The sequence below is a fragment of the Maribacter sp. Hel_I_7 genome, assembly GCF_000688315.1.
Classification (GTDB): domain Bacteria; phylum Bacteroidota; class Bacteroidia; order Flavobacteriales; family Flavobacteriaceae; genus Maribacter; species Maribacter stanieri.
Map to the genome: position 1 here is coordinate 100,217 of NZ_JHZW01000003.1, position 26,890 is coordinate 127,106.

General features: G+C 34.0%; 13 protein-coding genes and 1 pseudogene. 4 read left to right on the forward strand and 10 right to left on the reverse strand.

The features are described from left to right. Window positions 1-81: 81 nt before the first annotated feature. Both P178_RS0112075 and P178_RS0112080 read left to right on the forward strand, forming a co-directional pair. Window positions 82-798, forward strand: a complete 717-nt coding sequence (locus tag P178_RS0112075) for a prolyl oligopeptidase family serine peptidase (protein WP_051638285.1) — start codon at window positions 82-84, stop codon at window positions 796-798. Between the two features lie 68 nt (window positions 799-866). Continuing rightward, on the forward strand, window positions 867-2,021 hold the full coding sequence (locus P178_RS0112080; protein WP_155941639.1) for a multiheme c-type cytochrome: 1,155 nt from the start codon (window positions 867-869) through the stop codon (window positions 2,019-2,021). 88 nt (window positions 2,022-2,109) lie between these two features. Here the strand turns inward: P178_RS0112080 and P178_RS0112085 are convergent, their stop codons facing one another. The 10 genes and pseudogenes from P178_RS0112085 to tsaD all read right to left on the reverse strand — a co-directional run bounded on the left by P178_RS0112085 (window position 2,110) and on the right by tsaD (window position 21,198). After that, a complete protein-coding gene (locus P178_RS0112085; protein ID WP_027066458.1) occupies window positions 2,110-3,870 on the reverse strand; it encodes a RagB/SusD family nutrient uptake outer membrane protein in 1,761 nt (586 codons plus the stop codon). Between the two features lie 25 nt (window positions 3,871-3,895). After that, window positions 3,896-7,195: pseudogene (locus tag P178_RS21955) on the reverse strand (SusC/RagA family TonB-linked outer membrane protein). A 388-nt stretch (window positions 7,196-7,583) separates the two neighbouring features. Further along, entirely contained in the window at window positions 7,584-10,916 is a 3,333-nt protein-coding gene (locus tag P178_RS0112095; protein ID WP_027066459.1) for a VCBS repeat-containing protein, read from the reverse strand. Window positions 10,917-11,084: 168 nt separating this feature from the next. Further along, window positions 11,085-12,806, reverse strand: a complete 1,722-nt coding sequence (locus P178_RS0112100) for a RagB/SusD family nutrient uptake outer membrane protein (RefSeq protein ID WP_027066460.1) — start codon at window positions 12,804-12,806, stop codon at window positions 11,085-11,087. A gap of 4 nt (window positions 12,807-12,810) precedes the next feature. Beyond that, window positions 12,811-16,023 (reverse strand): SusC/RagA family TonB-linked outer membrane protein, encoded by a 3,213-nt coding sequence (locus P178_RS0112105; protein WP_027066461.1) that lies wholly within the window; start codon window positions 16,021-16,023, stop codon window positions 12,811-12,813. A gap of 405 nt (window positions 16,024-16,428) precedes the next feature. Then, entirely contained in the window at window positions 16,429-17,613 is a 1,185-nt protein-coding gene (locus tag P178_RS0112110) for a THUMP-like domain-containing protein (RefSeq protein ID WP_027066462.1), read from the reverse strand. Between the two features lie 4 nt (window positions 17,614-17,617). Further along, on the reverse strand, window positions 17,618-18,718 hold the full coding sequence (locus P178_RS0112115; protein WP_027066463.1) for an AI-2E family transporter: 1,101 nt from the start codon (window positions 18,716-18,718) through the stop codon (window positions 17,618-17,620). A 3-nt stretch (window positions 18,719-18,721) separates the two neighbouring features. Next, a complete protein-coding gene (locus tag P178_RS0112120) occupies window positions 18,722-19,372 on the reverse strand; it encodes a DUF4159 domain-containing protein (protein ID WP_027066464.1) in 651 nt (216 codons plus the stop codon). Between the two features lie 72 nt (window positions 19,373-19,444). After that, the gene (locus P178_RS0112125; protein WP_027066465.1) at window positions 19,445-20,152 is read right to left on the reverse strand and encodes a 16S rRNA (uracil(1498)-N(3))-methyltransferase; all 708 of its coding nucleotides are present in this window, start codon (window positions 20,150-20,152) and stop codon (window positions 19,445-19,447) included. A 17-nt stretch (window positions 20,153-20,169) separates the two neighbouring features. Further along, on the reverse strand, window positions 20,170-21,198 hold the full coding sequence (gene tsaD / locus P178_RS0112130; protein ID WP_027066466.1) for a tRNA (adenosine(37)-N6)-threonylcarbamoyltransferase complex transferase subunit TsaD: 1,029 nt from the start codon (window positions 21,196-21,198) through the stop codon (window positions 20,170-20,172). Window positions 21,199-21,329: 131 nt separating this feature from the next. Between tsaD and P178_RS0112135 the strand changes: the two genes are divergently transcribed. Together P178_RS0112135 and pfkA are read left to right on the forward strand one after the other, a co-directional pair. Then, window positions 21,330-25,721, forward strand: coding sequence for a translocation/assembly module TamB domain-containing protein (locus P178_RS0112135; protein WP_051638288.1), 4,392 nt, complete (start codon window positions 21,330-21,332; stop codon window positions 25,719-25,721). Window positions 25,722-25,879: 158 nt separating this feature from the next. Further along, window positions 25,880-26,866, forward strand: a complete 987-nt coding sequence (gene pfkA / locus P178_RS0112140; RefSeq protein WP_027066468.1) for a 6-phosphofructokinase — start codon at window positions 25,880-25,882, stop codon at window positions 26,864-26,866. The last annotated feature ends 24 nt before the right edge of the window (window positions 26,867-26,890 follow it).

Here is a 26,890-nt window from a genome sequence, read left to right on the forward strand (position 1 = left end):
TAATCAGGAATTGATCTAAAGATACTTTAACTTCAAAAGAACTTGTTTTTAGGGTACATTTGGTTGAAAATTTTGCTGTCAATGATGAGGTCTATTATTTATATTATTTTACTAGTTATTTTTCAAAGTTGCGCATCTCAGGTAAAACCAATTCTGATAGATTCAGAAATGGAAACCAATGTAAAAGAAAATCTTGCCTATTACTTGTACTACCCAGAAGATTATCAAGAAGAACCAGAGAAAGATTTTCCAATCTTATTGTTTTTGCATGGTGGCGGTGAATCTGGCGATAGTTTGGTTACCGTGAAAAGAAATGGACCGCCAAAGCTTATTGTACAAGGCAAAAAATTTCCTTTTTTAATACTGGCACCTCAAAATCCGAATGCAAAAAAATGGTGGAATACTAGGGCTGTAAAACAATTGTTAGATTCTATTGTTGACAATAATAGAATAGACAAACGTAGAATATATTTAACAGGATTGAGTAGGGGAGGTGGTGCCGCATGGGAATTGGCAGTGCAATATCCAGAAACTTTTGCAGCAATGGCGGTAGTCTGTGGTATGACACCTTTGCCTTATGCTTCTTGGATCAATAGAAATATGCCTATATGGGTATTTCATGGGGAGAAAGATAAATCTATTCCTATTTCTGAATCGGAAACTATGGTCGCCAAATTAGAGGAAATGGGTTACGAGGTTATCTTTACAAAGTATCCGAATGTTGGGCACAATGCATGGATAAAGGCTTATGAAACTGATGCTTTATATGATTGGTTCATGAATCAAGAATTGAAATAATAATAGGGTTTAAAATTAATAATAGCAAGAATGTAAAATATATTATATTAAGTATTCTTGGGTTATTATTGATTTATCTTTTTTGGTATGTAAAAAATGCTGTTGAGATTTCAGAATACCTTGAGCCCAAAATAGTAGCCACTCATTATAATGGTACTAATTATGTAGGGTCACAAACTTGCTATGAGTGTCATGCAGATATTTATAAAACGCATTTAGAAACTGCTCATTTTAATACTTCATTTTATCCTAAAGAGGGCTCGATTAAAGGAAATTTTAGTCCAGATTCAAACGAGTTGGATTTAGGGAGTGTTCGATTAAAAATGGTTGCAGATGAAGAAGACTATTTTCAACTGTCAAATGTTAAGTATAAAACTAAGAAAGTAGTAAAGTCTAAAATTGATATTGTAATTGGCTCAGGTGTAAAAGGACAAAGCCACCTTAATTGGAAAGGGAATGATTTATATCAATTACAGGCTTCTTATTTTCAACCCACGGACTCTTGGGTAAATAGTCCTAATTTTCCAGAAAGTGCATTGAATAGAAAGGTTGATGATAATTGTTTAAAATGCCATGTAACCTTTGCTCAGCATAAAGATGAAACTAGCGAGAGTAAATCTTATGATAGAGAAAGAATAATTTTAGGTATAGATTGTGAACGTTGTCACGGTCCTGCAGAGAATCACGTAAAATATCATCGCCAAAACCCAGATGTTTTAGTTGGGAAGTTTATAGATGACTTCAAGAAATATAATAGACAGCAACGCTTAGATGCTTGTGCAGTTTGTCATTCTGGTTTACAGGCTCAACAGATAAAAGGAAATCCATTTTCATTCATTGCAGGAGACACCTTGTCTTTATATTCCAAAAATTATAGAAATGTAAATTCAAATACTAAACTAGACGTTCATGGAAATCAAATGGGACTGTTGAGTGAAAGTTCATGCTTTGTAAATTCCGCGAAAATGGACTGTATTACATGTCATAATCCTCATGAAAATCAGAGGGGTAATGCTAGTGTGTTTAATGCCAGGTGTTTATCGTGCCATGAAGTTAATACTATAAATAAGGAGGTTGAGGGGCAAGAACATACTGCGTCTCAAAATTGTATTAGCTGTCATATGCCTTTAGTGCCTTCTGAAGTTATGAAGTTAAAAGCAGAAGATGGAATAAATGAGATACCTGTTTATATAAGAACACACCTTATTGGTATTTATGAATGATTCTAGTAGTATATAAAAATATAAAGAGTGGTTAAAACTGTTTTAACCACTCTTTATGCAACTAACAATTAACAATACTATTTATACTTTAATAAGCTGGATCTTGTGTTAATGTAGGTTGCCCGTCAATAGCTGATCTGTCAATAGCCTCAATAGGAATAGGGAAAAACTCATTCTTGCCCTCTACAAATGATCTACCTTGTAAATAACTTCTCAATTGAGATTCACTTGCGATATAAGCATTAAGTGTTTCTGCAGCGATTCCCCAACGTTGAAGATCAAATAAACGGTGTCCTTCTAATGCAAACTCTAATCGAGTTTCAAATCGTACTGCTTTTCTTGCTACTGCTGGATCTGTCCATGCATCGTCATACGTTGCTATTTCATAATTAGCGGCAGGAGTTCCTTCAACAATTGTAAAGTCATTACGTTCTGCGCCTTGTGTTGCCCTTGGTACAAAACCAGCAGGGTTAGCAGCTCTTGATCGTATTTCATTTACTAATTCTCTAGCTCTTTCTAAGTCACCTAATTCAACTTCAGCTTCAGCTAACCATAAATAAATCATATCTAACCTCATGATTCTATAATTATTGGCAGAAAGATTACCCCAGCCACCTTGACCAAAAGCTTCTGGCTCTGCCACATGCTTCATTGAAAAGAAAGGTCCTGCATACGTTAAATCACGTACAAAATCAGTTTGGTAAATTTTGAAACCTTTGTATAATATACCTGGTCTACCAACTGAATGATCTAGTCTAGGATCTAATGTGCCTGTATAGGTAGATAGCGTGGTAGTTTCATCAGTTTCAAACGGAACGTTAGAATCATTGAAAGTATCCAACATTGGTAATCCATTTTCCGTTTTGTATGCATTAACTAAGTTCTGTGAAGCTTGGTAGAATCCACAGCAGCCCCAAGGATCAGTGTATGGATGAGCTAACCCAATACCTCTATTAGAAGCACCATCTGCAGCACTACTAATTGCGTACTGTACTTCAAAAATTGATTCTGTATTGTTTCGTGTTCCAACTTTGAAATTATCTTCAAATTTATCCATTAATATAAACGAACCATTGTCAATTATATCATCTAGAATAACCTTTGCTTCACCCAATTTTGTGGTGTTTGCGTTACCTGCTTCATCCCATCCTTGGTACATTTTTGCTTTTGCTAAAAATGCTTTTGCTGCCCATTTTGTTGGTCTACCAACGTCACTTTGTGTGGTTGGTAATGTGGCTACCGCTGCCTCAAAATCAGCTTCAATTAGTGGCCAAATTTCTCTGTCATTAGGTATTTTGGTGCTTTCAAGATCATTTAATTGAAAATTTGTGTCATCAACATATACAGGTGATCTCCACATTTTTCTAGCCTCAAAATGAAATAATCCTCTTAAAAATCTAGCTTCAGCAATTATTTGAGCTCTTCTTTCTTCAGATATACCTTCTTCTACCGATGCAAGTGTGGTTAATGTAATATTAGCATTTGCTACACCCTTGTATAAACCTCTCCACTTATCACGTATGTGAACGTTAAATGACTGAAAGTCATAAGCTTCTATGAATGATTGTTCTGGTTGATCCCCAGCATCTGTACCTTTTAAAGCATCATCAGAAGCTATATTGAATACCCAACTATGAATATCATTATGCCATGTTTGTCCTTCAAGACCACCACCTGGCACCATGTTATAAGTACCTATAAGTAAGTTTTCAACACCATCTGGAGTTGCCACGTCTGCCTCACTAAATTGACCTTCGGGCTGTCTGTCTAAAAACTCATCACTACATGCAACGACAAAAAGGAGTGCTGTAATTAATGAGGATATATAAATCCAATTTCTCTTTTTCATGATATATTTAATTAGCATTTTCAAATTATTTTAAAGTTACATTTAAACCTAAAGTAAATGTACGGGCTACAGGTAAACCACCACCATCATAACCTAACGTTAGATTTCTTCTTGAATCATCAGTATTACTTAATTGTACTTCTGGGTTAAGCCCTGTGTACTTAGTAAACGTTACCAAATTTTGACCTTGAACATAAATATTAGCATTAGCAATACCGCCAATTGATTCTAATAAATTTTGATCAAAATTATAAGTAAGCTGTATGTTTTTCAAACGGAAAAACGAAGCATCTTCAATGAAGTAAGATGAAGGACGACTACTAACAGCATCGTTTCTATCCATTATTGGAGTAGTAGCATTTGGATTAGCCGCTACCCAAGTTGAAGGGTCGGATTGTGGATTTGTTGGTTGCCATGCATCATAAAGTGCTCTTGCTGATTTATTACCTTGAAAGGTATTGAAATCCGCAAAATAACGAGTATAGTTAAAGACATCATTACCTTGAGATCCATTACCGAACACATTAAGCGCTAGGTTTTTATAAGTAAGGTTTATGTTTATGCCATAAGTGAAGTCTGGGTGAGGTGTACCTATTACCGTACGGTCGTCATCATTGATTACTCCATCATTATTTACATCTTCAACTTTAAATTTACCAGGAGCGTTGTAATCTCCGTAAGGAGCCCATGCATCTGCTTCTGCCTGAGATTGGAAAAGACCTAAAGTCTTAAATCCATAAAAGGAAGAAACTGGTAAGCCTTCTTGTGTTATTGATAAAGCAGGAATTCTTTCACTTCGTCCAAAAATACGAATGTTCTCACCACCTAATTCAGTTACTTCATTATCATAAGTTGACCAGTTTACATTTACACTATAACCAAAATCACCTTTATCATCACTATAACCTAATCCTAAATCAAGACCTTTATTTACCAATTCACCAACGTTAAAAGAAGGTACGGTTGCTTGACCTGCAGTATATGTTGGTGGAACCTCAATCAACATATCAGAGGTTGTACGACTGTAAATGTCCAAGTTGAAATTCACCTTGTTATCAAACATAACGGCATCTATACCAAAGTTACCTTGAGTTGTAGTTTCCCATTTAGCATTTGGGTTACCGAAGGCTTGAGTAGAGAACCCTATAGTTGGTGAACCTGTACTGCCGTCTATTGGGTAGCCACCAGTATTAATATCTGAACGGAAGGTCGTATAGGCATTATAATCTCCAATTTGTTGGTTACCTGTTTGTCCCCAACCATATCTAAGTTTTAAGTCATTTATCCATTCAACGCTATCCATAAAGCTCTCGTCAGATGCTCTCCAACCTAAACTAAATGCTGGAAAAACTGCACTATTTGCTGCTTGTTGAAATCTGGATGAAGAGTCATTTCTTAATGTAACTTGTGCAAGGTATTTACCATCATAATCATAGTTTAATTTTCCGAATTGTGACCATAAAGAATAATCTTGCCATACATAACCACGGTTACTTGATGTGGTTGCATCTCCTAAGTCTAAATAACTTATAATATTATTGGTTTCAAATTTGAAACGTTGACGAGATGCTTCAAAACGCTCCTCAAATTGTTGAATAGATTCAACCCCAACATAGGCAGCGAAATTATGCTTTTCATTAAATGTTTTAGAATAACTTACCGTATTGGTCCATGTCCATTGATATTCATATTGCTCACGAGCTGTAGAACTATTGATAAAGTTACCTTCTACATATTCTGGTTGTGGTCTTCCAATATCTCTATTTCTTTCCACTCTACTATCTAAACCAAAACTAGAACGAACACTAATGTTAGGTGTAATGTCATAATTTGCAAAAACATTCCCTAATAAACGTAATCCATATGTACGATCGTCCTGGTTTCTAGATAAGCTTGCAAAAGGATTGAAATTGTTACCCAAGTTAGCACCTCTACTTCCTGCAAAGTTACCGGCAATATCATAAATAGGTAATAGAGGATGATGTTTATACGACCCTTGTACAGGACCTTGTTCATCAAAATTATTTACAACGCCTTTTTTGTTTTCAAAAGAAGCGGTAAAATTTTCACCTAAAGTTAATTTTTGGCTTAGAGCTTTAAATTCTGTATTTGCTCTAATAGATACTCTATTGTAATCAGAAAATTTAATAATTTCTGATTGCTCAAAATAGTTTAAACTAAAAGCATATCGTGCATTTTCAGTAGCACCTGAGGCAGAAAGATTATGACTCATTATTGGAGCAGAACGTGTTATGGCATCCCACCAATTTGTATCTGCCGATTCTGTGATTGCATAGATATTATCTGGTGTCAAAGAATATAAACTTGGGTCAGTACCATCATCACCAGCATTTGCTCCACTTGGAAAAACAAAATCTGGAATAGTTACTTCTCCATTTGGTCCATAGCTATATTGACCGTGACTAGGTGTTACACCAGCGTATAAGTCAGCTAAATATAAATATTCACCCAAATCTGCAGCGTTTAAAGCGTCAACATCCTCTGCCGCAGATTGTATTCCATAAAAGGTATTGTAGGTAATTTGTGGTTTGCCCATTTTACCTTTTTTTGTGGTAATGATGATTACCCCATTAGCAGCTCTAGAACCGTAAATAGATGCGGCAGAGGCATCTTTTAAAACCTGTAATGATTCTATATCATTTGGGTTTAGGTTAGATTGTGTCTGAGAAGGAACCCCATCAATAATATATAATGGGTCATTGTTTCCTTAGGTACCAAAACCTCTAATACGCACGGTAGCTTCACCACCAGCTCTTGCGTCGTTAACAATATTTACACCAGCAGCCCTACCTTGAAGTTGTTGGGCGAAGGTTGTTGCCGGAATAGCTAAAAGGTCATCCGTATCAACAACAGTTACTGCACCGGTCAAGTCTTTTTTCGCTTGAGTGCCGTAGCCAGTTACTACTACTTCATCTAACTTACTGGCATCTTCTTGAAGAGTAACGCTAATAGTTGTTTGATTGTCAATAGCAACCTCCATGGTTTTAAAGCCAATATAGCTAATTACTAGTGTCGCATTACTTGGTGCGTCAATAGTATAATTCCCATCAAAATCGGTTTGGGTACCGTTAGTTGTACCTTTTACAAGTACACTAGCCCCTGGCAAGGGACCCATTTCATCTGAAACCGTTCCTGTAACGGTATTTTGAACAATTGTTAGTTTAACTTCCTCGGAAGTTGTTAATTTCTCATTTGCAACGATTTCTTGCGTGCAAATACAAGCTAAAATCAGTAGAAATCCGTTGCTTAGGAATGATGAGCGTCCTTTGGATTTCACTGATTTAAAATCTAATTTTTGATTCATAATAAGTGGTTGTTTAGTTAATTGTTGAATTATTATTAATTCTTAATTTATGTTAAGAATTACATAATATTGATATAATATTAGTTAATATTATATCAAATAACCAATATAAATGCTAAATTTTTAATAAAAATACACTTATGTGTTGAAAAGTGTTACTTATCGATTTGGAGGTGTTGTCTGTCGTTAGTATTGTAAGTATCCTATTGCACTTTTCATCTTTTTTGGTATCTTAAAATATGCAATTAGAGGTATTTGTGTTAAAATATTTTGCTTTTGTAATTATAGGATCCGGAATTTTTTTAGCTAGGAGGAAATTTTGATGAAAAGAAATCGGCTAGTATATTTTAAAATATACTAGCCGATTTCTTTAATTTAATTGCAACTTTTAGTTCTTCTGAAATACCCGAACAGAGTCTCTATTCTGAGTAACGACATAGTATGGATAATTTTCTTTGTTGCTTTTAACGGTAGCTATACTTTTTGAATCGCCTGGTACTAAAAATCCGCTATCTAGAGTAGGTATCGTTTTAAAATCACCTTTGCCATCATTTCCTAATAATAGGCCGTTGAATGCGTCATATCGTCCTATAAAAACTTCATTTCCAAAATCGTTACCAACTAATAAGATATCTTCTTTGCCGTCATCGTTATAATCTAATATTGCAATTCCGTTGATTGGAGCAACTTGTGCTTCTATTGGAAGTAGTTTGTAATTAAATTTTCCACCACCAAGGTTTTCGATATATATACTTTTATCGAAATTGATAGTCAGTTTTTCAACTCCGTCTAATTCTTCCTCTGTAAATAGTGTCGTTTGTGTTGTATTTGCATAATCTTTATATAAATTAAATTTTGATCTAAATAATGGACTTTGCCCAAATAGGTCTCCACCAAAATTAACAGGAGCAGAGATATATGTGGTATCAGAGTAGTTTTTTTTCAAGTATGCAAAAGCTATTGGGTCTACAGTTCCATTCTTGTCAAAATCCTTATAAAGCACATCTACGGGTCTGTTTTTATTTGGCTGGAAAATATTGTTGTTTCCTAGATTTCCTACTATAAAATCTATGTCTCCATCATTGTCAAAATCATGAGCTTTAATATTTTGCCACCATCCAAATAAATGATCAAGCCCTGTTTCTTTAACAATTTTAAACCCACTCTCTTCATTTTTAAAGAATGTAATAGGCATATATTCTCCTACTACTATTAAGTCTAACCTGTCATCATTATCAAAATCTAGCCAAACCGCATCCGTTAACATTCCAATATGCCTTAATTCTGGAGCTAACGTGTCTGTTACGTCTTTTAAAACTCCTTTTTCATTAACCAATAAGAAACTTTTTTCTGCAATTGGAAATTTTGCAAATGGGGTTCTACCTCCAATAAATAAATCTGTATATCCATCATTATTGAAATCACCTGCCGTTACAATAGATCCACTAGCTTGTATAACTGGCATTTTGTCTTTGCTCAATTTAAAGTTACCTTTTCCATCATTGATCAGTAGGCGATCAGTGTAAAATTCTAATCCTTTCATGAACTCATTACTTCCAGATACTAAGTAAAGGTCTAAATCACCATCGTTGTCAAGGTCAAATAAAACCATACTTTCTTCTTCAAACGTTTTATTATAAACATCAGTAAATAGAGGAGTGTTAGAAAAAATTCCAGCTTTATCTTGTGTAAATAGTTGCGGAGAGGTACCAGAAGAGCTTCCAATTATAAAATCTTCATAACCATCACCATTAATGTCACCCTTTACAACACATGGACCGTTTTGGGTTAGCTTTTTAGGTAAAATTCGCTGAACATTAAAATCAACCATATCCAGTTCATCATGAGCATAAGCAATACCAATATCATTTGATATTTCTTCAAAAATTGGAGAATACTCCTTTTTCGCTAGGGGAAAAACTAATGTATTTGAAGTTATTTCGCTTGCATTATTATAATCTAAGTTAATGGTTGTGTCTATACTTAATTGATCTATTTTTTGATACTTACCATCTGGCCATACTATTTCTAAAGATGCAACTTGGTTTTTATCATTCAACCCAAAATGAATAACATCATCTATACTAGACATGTATCCTCTGGTAAGATATTGCTCATGGTATTGAAATTCCACTTCATTTGTTCTTAATACTATTTTAGAGCCAATTCCATTTTTATTATGATTTAAACCACTAAGCTTTACTTTTAAAAAGTGTGAATTTGTCTTCTCTGCACTATTAGTATTGTTTTGGAAAAGAAATGCTTCGTCATTTATGTTGTTGACCACATAATCTAAATCACCATCATTATCAAAATCACAATACGCTGCACCATTAGAAAATGAAGGTATATCTAAGCCCCAGTCATTGCTTGAATCATTGAAAGTGCCCTTTTTAGTATTCTGAAATGAATAGTTTGGAATTTTAACTACCGGAATAGAATCAAGTATTTGACTTGGACTTAAAAATCTACGTACGTTAAAATTAAACTCTCCAAAATCTAAGTCGGTAATGTCTCTTGGAAATCCGTTGGTAATGAATAAATCCTTGTAACCATCATTGTCTGCATCAAAAAATAGGGGAGACCAGCTCCAATCTGTTCTGGATACTCCGGCTAATAAACCTATTTCACTATATGGTACATTTGGTCCTTGGCCAACTTGTAACATGTTACGCATATATTGGTGGCTGTAACCATACCTTTTGTTCATGACATAGTCATTATATTTTGTGTCTCGTATGGTAGTTTTTAATCTGTAATTTGTTTCTCCTAACATATCTAAAGTAATGATATCTAAATATCCGTCATTGTTAAAATCGGAAATATCATTACCCATAGAAAATTTACTTTGATGCTTTATTAAATCATCAATATTATTGTTAAAAGTTCCGTCTTGGTTATTAATATATAAGATGTCATTGGTGAGGTAATCATTACTCACATAAATATCTGACCAACCATCATTGTTAATATCAGATATGGCAATACCTAAACCATAACCTTCTATGGTTATGCCTGCTTCAATGGTTACATCTGTAAATGTGTTGTCTCCGTTGTTGTGATATAAACGGTCATTACTTAATGCAGTACCATCTGTAATTTTCTTTCTGTAATTAGAAGGGAGAACATGTACGTCAACGTTATTTAATACATAAAGGTCTAATAGTCCATCTTTATCATAATCAAAGAAAGTAGCGTTCATACTATTGCCCGTATCTGCGATACCGTATTCTTTAGCTAATTCTTTAAAAACAGGAACTCCGTTTTCGTCTAGTCCTTGGTTTACAAAGAGCATATTAGCTTTGTCTTGCTCCGATGGATACATGGCTGCACATATATAGATATCTAAAAAGCCATCATTATTTATATCTACTACAGCTACACCGGTTTTCCATTTACTTTTTGCGGACGTTCCACTTTTTTCTGTTACATCGTCAAATTTTAGATCACCTTTATTTAGATAAAGTTTATTACTGACTTGATTTCCTGTAAAAAACAAATCTGGTTTATCATCATTGTTAAAATCACCAATGGCAACACCGCCACCATTAAATATATATTCACTTGTAAGAATATTAAAACTATCTGTCTCTACTATTTTGTTATTGAAAGTTATGCCTGAGTCGTCAGAATCAACTTTAGAAAATAGTTTAGAATCTGTTTTGTTGCAAGAAGAGAGTGTTATTAAAACGAGTAACGAAAGTGATAAAATATTTTTCATGCTGATAGGGAAGAGTGGTAGTTAAATACTTTATTGGACTATAAATTATAGACAAATAAAAAGTGATTTGTTTTGTTGATTTTGATAGGCTTAAAGATAATAAAAAAGAGGCTGTTTGTTGAAACAGCCTCTTTCTTTGTACTAAGAATAATTGAACATTTTTTTTAATTAATATCCAGGATTTTGAGTTAAAACTCCACCACTTTGATCAATCGCGTTGATTGGAATAGGGAATAAATCAAATTTTTCAGTATAAGTTCCAAAACGACCGTAGTTAGACTGAGAAATATCTTCAGCCTCTCTTGCTATATAAGCATTGATAGTTTCTTGAGCTATACCCCATCTTCTTAAGTCAAAAAGTCTATGACCTTCCATACCAAATTCTAAACGACGCTCAAAACGAACAGCGTCACGTGCGAATTCTTGAGTAGCAAAAGTGCCATAAGGCTCTATTTGATAGTTAGCGGCAGCAGCATCTCCAGCTTCGTTTTGAACATAAGACATACTTTTTGCTCTTTCTCTAACTTGGTTTACATAACTTAAAGCTAATGGTAAATCTGGAGTAGATTTTTCAACAGCAGCTTCTGCAGCCATTAAGAGAACATCTGCAAAACGCATTACGTTGTAATTGATACCAGACCAGTCTGATCCCCAACCACCCGTACCACGGTTGGCATCTACTTCATCAGCTTGATAAATATTCTTCTTAGGAAGGTATGGTCCAGATATATCTGTAAAACCAGCTCTAATCCATTCTTTACCTGGGTTAAGACCAAATCCGTTATAATCTATTCCTCTTCTAGAAACCGTATAATCTAATCGTGGATCTAAAGGACCTTCAAAAGGAGTAAAATCTGTTGGTGTTTCACCATCTTCTTCAAATGAAGCCAAGCCATAATCACTGGTAACATCTGTGTCATAGTAGTTATTCAATAAAGGAAGTCCAGTACCATCTGTTTGGTAAATGTTTACCAAATCTTGTGTTGGTTGGTAGAAACCACAACAAGTACCTAATGGTCCACCGCCAGGAAAGTTTAATGTACCGGCACCGTTACCATTGAAAGAACGACCGTCATCTGATACAAACTGAATAGCGAACATAGATTCAGAACTGTTTTCTCCAGCAAAGTTGAAATTATTAACAAATTCTGGGTTCAAAGAATATGGACCTTCAGAAGCTACATTGTTTAACAATGTAAATGCATCATCCCATTTTTCTTGATATAAGTAAGCTTTACCAAGAAACGCCTCAGCAATCCATGAGTTAGCTCTACCGTTTACAACATCAGAACTTAATAAGCTCATTGCTTCTTGGAAATCAGCTTCAATCTGAGCCCAAATAGGACCTGGATTTGGTTGATTAAATTCTTTATTGGTTAAATTTTCAACTGAAATAAATGGAACGTTTCCATAAAATTTCTGAAGTTCAAAATTATAATAACCTCTTAAGAAAAGTGCTTCACCTCTTTGTTGTGAAAAATCTCCATCAGGAATCTGACTGATTAATTCAAGAACAGCATTACATCTGTTTACACCCCCAAAAAGAGCACTCCATCTACCTAAAAACCAGCTATTACCTGTTTGCCAATCTAAAGTTTCTAATTGAAACAGTTCAGTATTATCACTATCGGTACTACCTCTATGTGCATCATCTGCAATTACATCGGTCCACCAGTTATCACCACCTGCAGAAACAGCTTCACCTTGACGGTTAATACGTTCTCCATCCAATACAGAATAAGCAGCGGTTAATTTTAAGTCAACACCAGTGGCATTTTGTAATGCTTCATCTGAAAGAGCTCCTGTTGGAGCAATTTCGGTAAAGTCATCACTACATGCACCTAGCATCATGCATGTGAGTATAGTTGAATAAATTAATTTCTTTTTCATTTTTTTAAAATTTTAAATTAACTCCTAAAGAGTAAATTGAGGCTAAAGGATAGTTGTTATCAGATACACCTATTGTTAAGTTGTCTATTGCTCCATTATCACTAAATCTTGGTTGTAATTCTGGGTCAACCCCATCATAACCAGTTATAGTAAGCAAGTTGGTTCCTTGAAGATAAAAACGAACACTATCCATACCTAATAAAGCAGAAACTTGCTCATCAAAAGTATAACCAATTTGAAGGTTTTTTAATCTCATGTAAGAACCATCTTCTACGAAGAAAGAGTTAGAGTTTCCTTCGTTGTTAGTAATACTAGCACTTAGTGCAGGTAAAGATGCATCTAAGTTATCTGGAGTCCAAGAATCTAATACTCTTGTACTTCTGTTAGCATTAAAGAATGTTGGAAAATCTGTATAAACTTTATCATTGTTAAAGATTTCATTTCCTTGAGAACCTTGTAAGAAGGCAGACATATCAAAACCTTTATAGCCCATAGTTAAGTTGAAACCATAAGTGAAATCTGGGTGTGGACTTCCTATGAAAGTTCTATCGTCATCATTAATAACGTTATCACCATTGATGTCACTGTATTTGAATCTACCTACACCGTCAGCTGCAGTTGCAAATCCTTGATCAGCACTAGCACTAACTTCAGCTTCTGTTGCGAAAATTCCTTCAACAACTCTACCGTAGAAAGAAGAAAGTGGCTCACCTTCTTGAGTTCTTGTTACTGTACCGGTAGTTCTAAATCCACCAAAACCTGGTTGGAAAGCATTAATCAACTCAGTAACTTCATTTTTATAACTAGAGAAGTTAACATCAATACCATATCTAAAACCTGATTCAGTTTGGTCTGCGAAACTTAAAGTAGCATCAATACCTTTGTTTTGTATTGATCCAAGGTTAACATAAGGTGGAGCAGCATCAATTGCAGTTGAGCTAATTAAGCTACCATCTTGGTTAATTAAATCTTTAGTGTTTATAACAAAGTATTCTGCTTCAAGATTTAATTTGTTGTTAAAGAAACCAAGTTCTACACCAAAGTTGGTTGTTTCACTAGTTTCCCATTTTAAATCTGGGTTACCTACAGCATTTAATACAGCTCCTTGTGAAACACCGCCACTACCATTAAATCCGTAGTTACCATATTGTTCACTCAAAACAGAGATGTTAGTTGTAGGATTGTTTACAGGTAATGTTTGGTTACCTAATTGACCCCAAGATCCTTTAAACTTTAAACGGCTAACTACGCCATCGGTAGGCCAAAAGTTTTCATTACTTACTACCCAACCAGCACTGAAAGAAGGGAAGATGTCACTCTTGTTGTCACCTAAGAATCTAGAAGACTCATCTTGTCTTACTGTTGCAGTTAATAAGTATTTACCATTATAGTTATAGTTTACAGTACCAAATAATGAAAATAAAGATGATGCGTTATCATAAGCATATGCTACGTTTGGAGCACCACCACCATTACTTAGCAAGTAATATTCAGGAGTTTCAAAGAAGTAATCAGTTCTAGTTATTTCTTTTCCTTTACCTGTTACATTAACTGCTTCAACACCTACCAATGCATTAATGTTATGGTCGCCAAAAGACTTGTTATAGCTTAAAGTGTTAGACCAAACCCACTCGTAAGAATCTTGATCAGCTTCCCTTAAAGTGTTTATTGAAAGTGGCTCTGAAGATTCTGGAATAAGAGCTCTGAAACGTCTGTCATTATAAGCTCTAATAGATCCACCAATTGATGTTTTAAATTGTAAACCTTCAATGATGTCTAAAGTCGCATAAATATCACCAAAAACTCTTAGGGTTTTGTTGAAATCATCTGCTTGTCTGTTTGCTTCAGCTACTGGGTTGTTTGGATTAGAAAGTCCAGTATCATTACTGTAGTTACCTGCATAGTTTCCTTCATCATCATAAACAGGTACTAAAGGAGACATTCTAGTTGCAAAGTTGAACCAAGATTGACCACCGCTTCTTCTATCAAAAGAAATATTTGTGTGTTCACCAATTTTGATTTTGTCACCAATTTTAAATTCAGAGTTTAAACGAATAGAACCTCTTTTAAAACCAGTTGCAATTTGAATACCTTGTCTGTTTAAATAACTAGCAGAGAAAAGAAATTTAGATTGCTCGTTACCATTTTCTAATGTAATAGAAGCATTTTGGGTAATAGCTGTTCTGTAAATTTCATCTAACCAATCTGTTCCACCGCCTGGTTTTACCGTAGCGCTAACAGGAGCTCTTTGTAAAGTTGCAGGAACTACAGGAGTTGGACCATCACCATATTGAGCGTGAGATGGTACAGCACCGTCGTTTCTTAAACTTTGAAAAATCATTTCACCGTGTTGCTCAGTATTTAAAAGTTCAGGAACATTGGTAGCTTGAGAGAATCCAGTATACATATCTACTGATACTCTAGCAGAATCCATATTGTATCCACCACTTTTAGTTGTAATAATAACAACACCATTAGATGCTCTTGCTCCATATATTGCTGCAGCACCATCTTTCAAAACGTTCATTTGATCGATATCTGCAGGGTTAATAGAATTTAGGATACTGGCATCATCAGTTTGTACACCATCAATAATATATAATGGGTCATTACTGTTACCTGTTCCATAACCTCTAATTCTTACTACAGGAGATGCACCTGGAGAACCGTTATTTGTAATTGTTACACCCGAAACTCTACCTTGTAATGCTTCAGCAGCATTTACGATAGGAGCTTTTGTTGCTTCAGAAACATCTACACTACCTACAGAACCAGTTAGGTCACCTCTAGTTTGTGTTGAATATCCTGTTACAATAACTTCATCAAGTGCAGCAGCATCTTCAGCTAAAGTTGCATTAACGCTTGATTGGCCGTTTACGGCAATTTCAGTGCTTTTAAATCCTATATAGCTGAAAATTAATGTAGCACCATCATTTACATTTAAGCTATAGTTACCATCAAAATCTGTTTGTGTACCATTAGTAGTACCTTTTTCTACGACGTTGGCACCAGGTAATGGTTGTCCAGACTCATCAAGAACGGTTCCGGTAATAGTAGATTGAAGCATTTTTACTTCAACTTCGTTTGAAGTACTTGTGTCTTCATTTGCTTGGGCCAGTTGGGCTCCTAAGCAAACAAGCATTGATAAAACCCCAGACTTAATAAAGGAAGACCTTTTTCTGGATTTCATCAACGTGTAATCACGTTTTTGACTCATAATCATTGTTGTTTGTTAGTTTAAATTAATTGTGTAGAATTTGACCTTTTAAAATTTAGTATTGTAATAGTTAAATGTTAAAAAAATCAAAATCCGGTATAATAATAGCAATTTTAGTTCAAATACCGATAATTCAATAGCGTTAAATTATGAAGCTAATAATACTATTGTGGATCATTGTAAATGTTATAATCTGTGTTTATATACGTAATCATTAAGGTATCAATAATTTAGGGCTATTGAAATTTTCAAATTGTCAAGTTAAAATTTTAACAACTTTAGTTGATTATGTAGATAAAAATTACGTTAAAAGGTAATATATAACGTTGTAGTATTTGATTTTTTCCTTTCGAAAATTTGAAAAAAGCAAGATGTTTTTTGATTTAAAAGGGTCTTTTTTAGGGTTTAAAAGATTTGCGAACAAGAAATAATCACATAATTATCATTAATATTTGTAGTGCAAAATAGGTAGTTCTCGCCACCGTCTTTAATACCTAATTTTTTTCTAATATTAATAACGGAATCAGGGAAATTTCTAGTTGTAACATTTGCTTTTTTTATACCTGATTTTTTGAAGGATTTCTTAGAATAGTCATATGTATTTTTCATTTTGAAAATGCGTCCAGGAAAATCAATTAATTGATCAGAAGTATAAAGGTGCGAATTTGGGTGTATTTTGTGAAGATTATAATTTGTGCCCAAATATTGAAAAGAGCCAGATTTTAAAATAACAGCATTTGGTTCATATATATAGGTCAGTGGTTGAGAATAAGAAACTAAGGCATTTTGTTCTTCGCTTAATTTAAAACTGAATTGCTGTACTGTGTCGGATTTATAATTAAGTGTTTTAATTATGGGTTCTAAGGCATATTCCTTTTCTATTACCCAAAGAACTTCCTTTACGTCATTGTTAATAGCAACAATATGAATTTCTTTTACATTCTTTAATTCTCTTAAACCCACTTTTAAATCTAATAAAGGACCGGTTTTAATGAGAATATTTAAAGTTTTCGAAAATAAAAAATCCAAATGAGTTGTAACATCTGGTTCGCAGTCAGATAGGTAGAATACTTTTTTATTATCCTTATCTCTTCTAGACGGATCAATATATATCCAATCAAAAGTTCTATTGCTCTTTTTTAGAAATGATAAACCATCGGAAGAATAACATTCTATATTTTCTCTTTTCAACTGTTTAAAGTTATGAGCGGCGATTTTAGATAAGTCATCATTTTTTTCAATATGAAATACATAATCTAATTTTTTGCTGAAGGCAAAGCAATCAACACCAAAACCAGCGGTAATATCAATTAGGGTTTTACCGATTACAAGTGATGCTTTGTAATTTGCTGTTATCTCAGAGGAAGTTTGAGAAAGATTAAGCTTGTTGGGGTAATATATATTATCTGAGGCAAACCAAGTGGGAAGTTTGGATTTCGATTTTACTTTAGATTCAATTTGTTCTACTAATTCTTTAGAAGATACATCAGTAAATTTCGATTTAGATAAAAGAATTTTATGAATGTCCGTATTAAGATTATCATCGATAAACTGTTGCACTTCACTAGAGAGTATTTCAAAATTTACCAATGCTCTAAAGATTATGGGTCAAAGATTTTACTATCTGGTTATCTGATAAAAATTCCTTTAATATCACCTTAATAGCTGTGTAACCAGGTACGGCAACAATCATACCTACAACACCAAACAATAAACCGGCTATTATAATTACTAAGAATATTTCTAAAGGATGAGATTTTACACTATTAGAGAATATGAATGGTTGCGAGAAAAAATTATCTACCAATTGTCCGAATAAAAGACCTAAAAAAACATAACCTGTTTTAGGAAGAATAACTTCACTGAAGTTTGAACCTAAGTTACTGGTCATTGTAAGAGTTAGCATAATAACACCTCCAATAATTGGACCTATGTACGGTATGATGTTGAATAGGGCGCAGAGAAAAGCGATTACAACCGCATTTTCTATACCTACAATTAAAAGCACAATAGTATAGATTACAAACAAGATGAAAATTTGAAGCAACAGACCAACAAAATACCTAGATAGCAGTCCATTGATTTTTATTAAAGAATTGGTGGTTCCTTTCTTTTTTGTTTTAGGAATAAAAATTAAAAGTCCATGTTCAAATAACTTGCTGTCTTTTAAGAAGAAAAATGAGATAAAGAGAACTGAAAACAAGCTAATACTCGCTGTACTTAGTACATTCAAGAAGGAATTTAAAAAGTTGGGTATAAAACCAATATCCAATCCTTCTAAAATATTCTTTTCAAGACCGGCATCATCAATAACGTCTTCAACAATATGTGATGAAAGCCCTAAATAGTTAGTGATTTGATGATACAATGTGTTTAAGCTTGTTTGTAATTCATCAATGTCTAATAAGGATAAATTTTTACTTTGCTCGGATAACAATGGAATAAATAGTGCGACAATACCGGCTAAAATTCCCACCATTAAAAGCATTGTAATGATGACGGCAAGTATATTAGGTAATTTAAGTTTTAACCTAAAAAAACGGACTAACGGACTTCCTATTAAAGCAACGACAGCTGCGATGGCTAAATAAGCCAAAACGGACTGTATGGTGTAGAGAAAATAAATTAAGATAACAATACCTACTATTACCCCTATGGCTCGTAAAATGCCTTGTGAAATTGTCTTTGAAGTCATTGGTTAATTTTTAAAGGCGTAGGTTATAATATTTGCACCCATTTGTAATGCTTTCTCCCTAATTTCAGGAGTGTCGTTATGTACGGTAGGATCTTCCCATCCATCACCTAAATCCGATTCAGAGGTGAATAATAATACAATTCTATTGTTATGGGAAATGGCAAATGCCTGCGGGCGTTGGCCATCATGCTCATGAATTTTTGGTAATCCCTTTGGGAAAGAATAATTATTTTTAAAAATGGGGTGCTCAGCTCCTAACTCTTCTAAAGTTATTTCAGGAAATAGTCTTTTTATTTCTCGGGTAATATATGGTTTCATGCCATAATTATCATCGATGTGTAAAAAACCGCCAGAAAGAAGATAGTTTCTCAAGTTCTCTAACTCTTCATCTGAGAACACAACATTACCATGACCTGTCATATGTAAAAACGGGTATTGAAAAATTGAGCTATTACCAACTTCTACAGTTTCGGGTTTAGGGGATAAGGTTGTGCCAATATTGTTATTGCAGTACTTTATTAAATTGGGTAAAGCTGTAGGGTTGGCATACCAATCACCGCCACCTTGATATTTCAAGATTGCTATTTCTTGCGCTTTAATAGGCAAGTTTGATAGTACTATGAAAAAGATGAAAGTTGAAACAATTTTTTTCATAGTCAAATCTACAAAATTAGACGGTCTTAAAAAGAAAGGATTATTTGTTCAATAATAGATGCCATATTTGGATTACCCATTATTAATTGAAGCAACTATTGTGCAAGCGACAATTGCTGCCGTTTCTGTTCTTAATCTTGTAGTTCCCATAGCTACAGGTGCATAACCTTTTGCTAGGGCATTTTTAATTTCATTCGGTGAAAAATCACCTTCCGGACCAATTAAAATTGTGACATCTTTATCTGCGGCAACCCTTCTTTTTAACTCATGACGCTCGCTATCTTCGCAATGAGCTATAAATTGCAGCCCAGTAACTGGCTTATCTAAAAAATCAGAGAGGTTAATTGGTTCATTTAATTTGGGTAAATATGTTTGCAGAGATTGTTTCATGGCAGATTCTAAAACCCTGTGCATGCGTTCTAACTTTAATACTTTACGCTCAGACCTATCACAAATTATAGGAGTTATTTCGTCTACACCTATTTCGGTTGCTTTTTCTAAAAACCATTCAAAACGATCGTTCATTTTTGTAGGAGCAACAACCATATGTAGCCAATGAGATTTAGCATACGTTTTTTTTGAAGAAATGAGCTCAACCTTACACTTCTTTATATGGTCATCAATTATTTTAGCTTCAAACAAATAGCCGTTACCATTGGTGATCCACAATTCATCACCATTTTTTTTTCTTAGTACTTTAATAATGTGCTTACTTTCATTGCTGTCAAAAGTGAATGAAGTATCGGTGGCTTGTATGTTAGGGTTGTAAAATAGTTGCATAGAATTTTTCGTTTAAATCAAGAAATTACATATCTGGCTTTTGCCGTAATATCTTGATCGGAAAAAGATTCGTTTTTGTACTTGTGATACCCTACAATACCTATCATAGCAGCATTATCTGTACAGTATTCAAATTTGGGTATGTATGTTTTCCAACCATATTTGGTCTGGGCTTCTATTAGTGTTTTTCTAATGCCAGAATTAGCAGAAACACCACCACCAATTGCAATTTCTTTTATACCAGTTTGTTTGACTGCTTTTTTGAGCTTTTTCATCAAAATGGTAATAATGGTGTATTGAATTGATGCACAAATATCCTCTAAATTGTTTTTGACAAAATCAGGGTTTTCCTTTGTGTTTCTTTGAATAAAATAAAGAATATTAGTTTTTAATCCGCTAAAACTAAAATCTAATTCTTTGACATTAGGTATAGGAAACTCAAATTTAAAAGGGTCTCCGTTTGCGGCATATTTATCTATTAATGGTCCGCCAGGGTAGGGTAGCCCTAAAATTTTTGCGCTCTTGTCAAAAGCTTCGCCAACGGCATCATCTAAGGTTTGTCCTATGATTTTCATATCAAAGAAATCGTTCACTTGAACAATTTGTGTATGCCCACCACTAATGGTCAAAGCTAAAAAAGGAAATGCAGGTGCCTTCATGGTTTCATCATTTATAAAATGAGCCAAAATATGGGCTTTCATATGGTTAACTTCAATAAGAGGTATGCCTAAACCTAACGATAAAGATTTTGCAAATGAAGTACCTACCAATAAAGATCCCATTAGTCCAGGTCCGCGAGTAAATGCTATGGCTGATAATTGTTTTTTATCGATATTTGCTTTGGCTATGGCTTGATGAACGACAGGGACTATATTTTGCTGATGTGCTCTTGAAGCCAGTTCAGGGACGACCCCTCCATATTCTTTATGAATAGCCTGGGTAGCCACAACATTACTGAGCACTTTATCGTTCATCAAAATTGCCGCAGAAGTGTCATCGCAAGAAGATTCTATAGCAAGTATATATATTGTTTCGTGTTCCAACATTTTTGGAATAAAATTTGAATAACAAAGGTAAAACATAAAGACCTATCAAAAAACTGAGAAAAATATTGGTTAGAACATTATTGGTGCTTTTGCTGATATGTGTTTTAGGTACCATCATTTTTTCATTGCCAATGGTACAAACCTTATTGGCACAGTTTGCTACGAAAAAAATTAACGATCAATATGGTACTCATATTAATATAGACCGTTTAAAAGTTTCATTAATTTCTTGGAACACAGGTTTAGAAGGTGTTTTTATAGAAGATTATAAAAAAGACACGCTCTTCTATGTAAATGAGCTTAAAACTTCCATTTTAAGTATTGGAAATTTAGCCCAAGGTAATTTGGAGTTTGGTGATATTTCTGTAGATGAATTGAACTTTAAACTAAAAACCTATTTTGGAGAAAAGAATACCAATTTAGAGGTCTTTGTAGATAAACTTGATGATGGTAAGCCAAGGGCACCTGGTACTCCGCCTTTTAGATTATCTTCTTCCTATGTAGATATTAAAAAAAGTAGGTTCAAATATATCGATGAGAATTTAGAAAAGACGAATGTTTTAAATTTTGATAGTCTAAATATTAATGCCGCAGATTTTTTAATACTTGGACCAGAAGTTTCAACAGATATTCAAGAAATGTCATTTTTTAGTAACCGTGGACTAAAAGTAGATAGGTTAGCTACTAATTTTAAGTACACGAAACAGCAAATGCGTTTTGATTCTCTGAAGATAAAAACGCCACTTTCAGCTTTAGATGGTAATCTGGTATTTAATTACAACCGTGAAGATTTTAAAGACTTTTTGAATAAGGTAAATGTTGTAGCAGATTTTAAGGAGTCTAAGGTAGCATTTGACGAAATCAACTTGCTTTATAATGAATTTGGTAAAGGAAAAGAAGTAACTTTTAATGCGAATGTAAACGGAGTATTAAATGATTTGAATACCGATAATCTCTTTTTGTTTTCTGATGATACAGGTATACGTGGAGATTTTAATTTTAAAAATTTATTCAGCAAACAAAAGCCATTCAGCTTAAATGCTGAAATGAAAAACGTAACCAGTAGTTACTATCAATTAAATGCCTTGTTACCTAACTTAATAGGTAATTCACTGCCATCTTCTTTCAGTAAGTTAGGGCAGTTTACTATCCGTGGTAATGCTTTTATAACAAACTCTTCTGTAGATGCCAAAGTAAACTTGAATACTGCGGTTGGTAGTAGTTATGCCGATATTGTTTTGAGTGATTTTAACAACATTGATAATGCAACGTACAAAGGTTTTATTTCTTTAATAGATTTCGATTTAGGTGATTTTACAGAGAATAAAAATTTAGGAAAAACTACTTTAGATTTTAATGTAGAAGGTAAGGGTTTCATTAAAGAGAAGTTGAATACGGAAGTAATCGGACAGATATACTCTATAGAATTTAATAATTATAATTATCAAGATTTACGGGTTTCTGGTATAATTAAAGACCAGTTGTTTGATGGTTCTTTAGTGAGTAATGAAGAGAATTTCAAATTCGATTTTAAAGGGTTGGCAAATGTTGCCGAAGCCAGAAATAACTTCAACTTTATTGCATCTGTAGATTATGCCGATTTAAAAAAATTGAATTTTATTAAAGATAGCGTTTCTGTGTTTAAAGGAAATGTTAGTATGGACATTACGGGTACTACGCTAGATAATATTGTGGGTGATATCAATTTTACCCAAACTAGTTATCAAAACGTAAATGATACTTATTATTTTGAAGATTTTGCCGTAACCTCTAGTTTTGATAGTGAACGTGCACGGACAATTAATATTAATTCTCCTGATATAATTACCGGTTTTATGAAAGGTAATTTTAAAGTACGCGAATTGGGTAAACTTGTGCAAAACTCATTGGGTAGTATTTATACAAACTATAGGCCTTTTCAAATTTCAGACGGTCAAAGCCTTTCCTTTAATTTTAAAATTTATAACAAAATCGTAGATGTATTTTTTCCAGAGGTACGGTTCGATCCAAATACTTTTATAAAAGGAAATATTGTTGCTGATGAAGGGGACTTTAAGTTAAATTTCGAATCTCCAAGCATAGAAGCTTTTGGTACTGCCGCAGATAATATTGAGGTTAGAATAGATAATAAGAATCCGCTGTTTAATACATTCGTTTCTGTTGGTGAGTTAGATACGCCATATTATAATTTCAAAGATTTTAACCTTATCAACACTACTTTAAAAGATACGCTATTCTTTAGATCTGAGTTTAAAGGAGGTAGTAATTTTAATGATTCTTATAACCTAAATTTCTACCATACATTCAATAAAGACAACAAGTCTGTTATTGGTCTTAAAACGTCAGACGTTAATTTTAAGGGTAATAAATGGGTATTAAATAAGGATGGTGATACTAAGAACAAGGTTATTTTAAATAGGGCATTAGACAGTATTACAATTCAGGAAATTGTAATGAATAATGAAGAAAAAGAACAAATTCGGTTGAAAGGTCAGTTGGCAGATTCCACCTATAAAGACCTTCAATTGCAATTTAAAATAGTCTCTTTAGATAAAATAACACCAGTTATTGATAGCCTTAAGCTACAAGGTGAGGTCAATGGTACTTTAAATGTTTTGCAGAAAGACGGTATATATTTGCCTTCCTCTAATCTGAATATAGAAAAGTTTGGCATCAATGATATTCCTCTTGGAGATTTAGCCATAAGTATCATTGGTAATAAGGATTTGTCAGAGTTTCAAGTTAATTCTCAATTGTCAGACAATGGGCTTGAAAAATTTAGTGTAGTTGGTAGTGTAGAGAATAAAGGAGACGTGCCTAGGGCAAATTTAATTGCCAATTTTAATAACTTCGGATTAGAACCCTTTAGCCCATTAGGGGAGGGTGTTATTGATCGGATTAGAGGTGATATAGATGGTAGGGTAAGTATACAGGGTAATGTGGATAACCCTAGTTTTAACGGACTCCTTACTTTAGACAATGCCGGTATTGCAGTGCCTTATCTGAATGTGGATTATGGTTTTGCGCCAAGGTCTAGGGTAATACTTAAAGATCAGACATTCGACTTTGAAAACATTGCTTTAGAAGATGTAGCTAAAGGTACAAGAGCAAATTTAGACGGAACCATTACCCACAGTTTTTTTAAGGATTGGGTATTAGACTTAAATGTGGACACTAAAAATGATCGATTCTTAATTCTTAATACCGAATTTAAAGAGGGAGATTTATATTATGGCACTGGTTATTTAAACGGAACAGGGCGTATTTATGGTCCTACTACGGCCTTAAATATTACTGTTGATGGTGCTACTGCTAAAGGAACTTCATTGAAAATTCCTTTAAGTGATGTGGCTAGTTTAGGGGACTATTCATTTATCAATTTTATAGAAAAGAATGATGAGAAAAGAATTGAAGGTCAGCGTCAATTAAAAGATTATCAAGGGCTTGAGCTAGAATTTAACCTTGATGTTACACCAGATGCTGAAATTGAAATTGTAACAGATACTAAAACCGGTAGCGCATTAAAAGGTACGGGTGTTGGTATTATTTTGATACAGATCAATACCAACGGTAAGTTTGAGATGTATGGAGATTATGTTGTTGTTACGGGAGAGTTCAATTATAAATTTGGTGGTATAATAGATAAGAAGTTTAAGGTGGAACCTGGTGGAACTATTAATTGGGATCAAAAGCCCTTAGAAGCCATTCTTGATATGGAAGCGGTTTATTCTTTAAATGCCAATCCTGCACCGTTACTTGATGATGCCGGTTTTACACGTAGAATTCCAACAGATGTAATTATAAGTTTAACAGGGCAACTTCAAAGTCCAGATATTGATTTTGGAATTGATTTTCCCGGAACTAACTCAATTGTGAAATCAGAATTGGAGTATAGATTACAAGATCCAACAGTAGAAGAAAAGAATGCCATTTTTCTATTAGCACAAGGTACGTTCGTGAATTCTCAAAGTGGAATTAATCAACAAGCAATTACGGGTAATTTGGTGCAAAGTGCTTCCAGTATCTTAAATTCTATTTTAAGTGGTGGTAATGATAAATTCAATCTTGGATTGTCTTATGAACAGGGAATACTAGATAGGTCTGCAGATATAGAAACCGATGACCGTATAGGTGTTACAGTGTCAACACAGATTTCAGATAGAATTTTATTCAACGGTAAAGTAGGGGTTCCGGTAGGTGCATCTAGCGAAACATTGGTTGCAGGTGATTTTGAAATACAAGTTTTGTTGAATGAAGAAGGTACCTTAAGTGCGAATTTCTTTAGTAGACAAAGCGAGATTCAAGCATATTTATCCGATCAGCAAGGGTCTACACAAGGTGCTGGTTTGTCTTACGAAGTAGATTTTAATAATTTTAGAGAGCTTTTTCAAAAAATATTAGGAACAAAACCAATTGAAAAAGTGGAGCCCTTACCTGTAAAAGAAATTGAAACCCCATCTTCTGTAATGGGCAATGATAGTTTAATTCGTTTTTACGATAAACCAAAATCATTGAATCAGTAGGTTATTTCATGATTATTGTTAATTAATAAACAACTTTAAGAGTTTAGGTTAGAATGTGTTAACACGAAATCCTTTTCGTTGATTTTTTCTTAAAATGAGTCTCATCTTTATTCCTTTTTAGCATAAGATTTCTTACTTTCGTTGGCTTAAATTTTTCAATGTCTTCAGAAATAAAAAAAATAGCGGTACTGACTTCAGGAGGTGATTCTCCCGGCATGAATGCTGCCATAAGATCAGTAGTTCGTACATGTGCCTACTTAAAAGTGGATTGCGTTGGAGTCTATAGAGGGTATCAAGGTATGATAGAGGGCGATTTTAAACCAATGGACGCCCGTAGTGTAAATAATATAATTAATAAAGGTGGTACTATACTTAAGTCTGCCCGTTGCGATGATTTTAGAACTCCAGAAGGTAGAAAAACAGCGCATGAGCAGTTACTTAAAGCTGGTATAGATGCGTTTGTTGTAATTGGAGGTGACGGTAGTTTTACTGGTGCCATGATATTCAATAGAGAATACAATTTCCCCGTAATAGGTATACCTGGTACTATTGATAACGATATATTCGGAACCACGTTTACCTTAGGTTTTGATACCGCTTTAAATACGGTAGTAGAGTGTATCGATAAAATTAGAGATACAGCTAGTTCTCATAACAGACTTTTCTTTGTGGAAGTTATGGGTAGGGATGTTGGCCATATTGCATTAAATGCAGGTGTTGGTGCTGGTGCGGAAGAAATTCTGATTCCGGAAGAGAACTTAGGTTTAGATAGATTGCTTGAATCTTTGAAGAGAAGTAAGGAATCTGGTAAGTCTTCTAGTATCGTAATCGTTGCGGAAGGTGATAAATCTGGTAAGAACGTATTTGAACTTAAAGAATACGTTGAAGAACATTTACCAATTTATGATGTTCGTGTATCTGTATTAGGGCATATGCAAAGAGGAGGAGCTCCTTCTTGTTATGATCGTGTACTAGCTAGTAGAATGGGAGTGAAGGCTGTGGAAGCTTTGTTAGAGGGGAAAACTAACTTAATGGTTGGTATCCAAGACAACAAACTGACATTGACGCCTATTAATAAAGCTATCAAAGGACATACTAAGATTGATAAGGAACTTATTAGAGTTTCAGAAATAATGACTACATAATATTAAATAATAAAAATAGAGAAA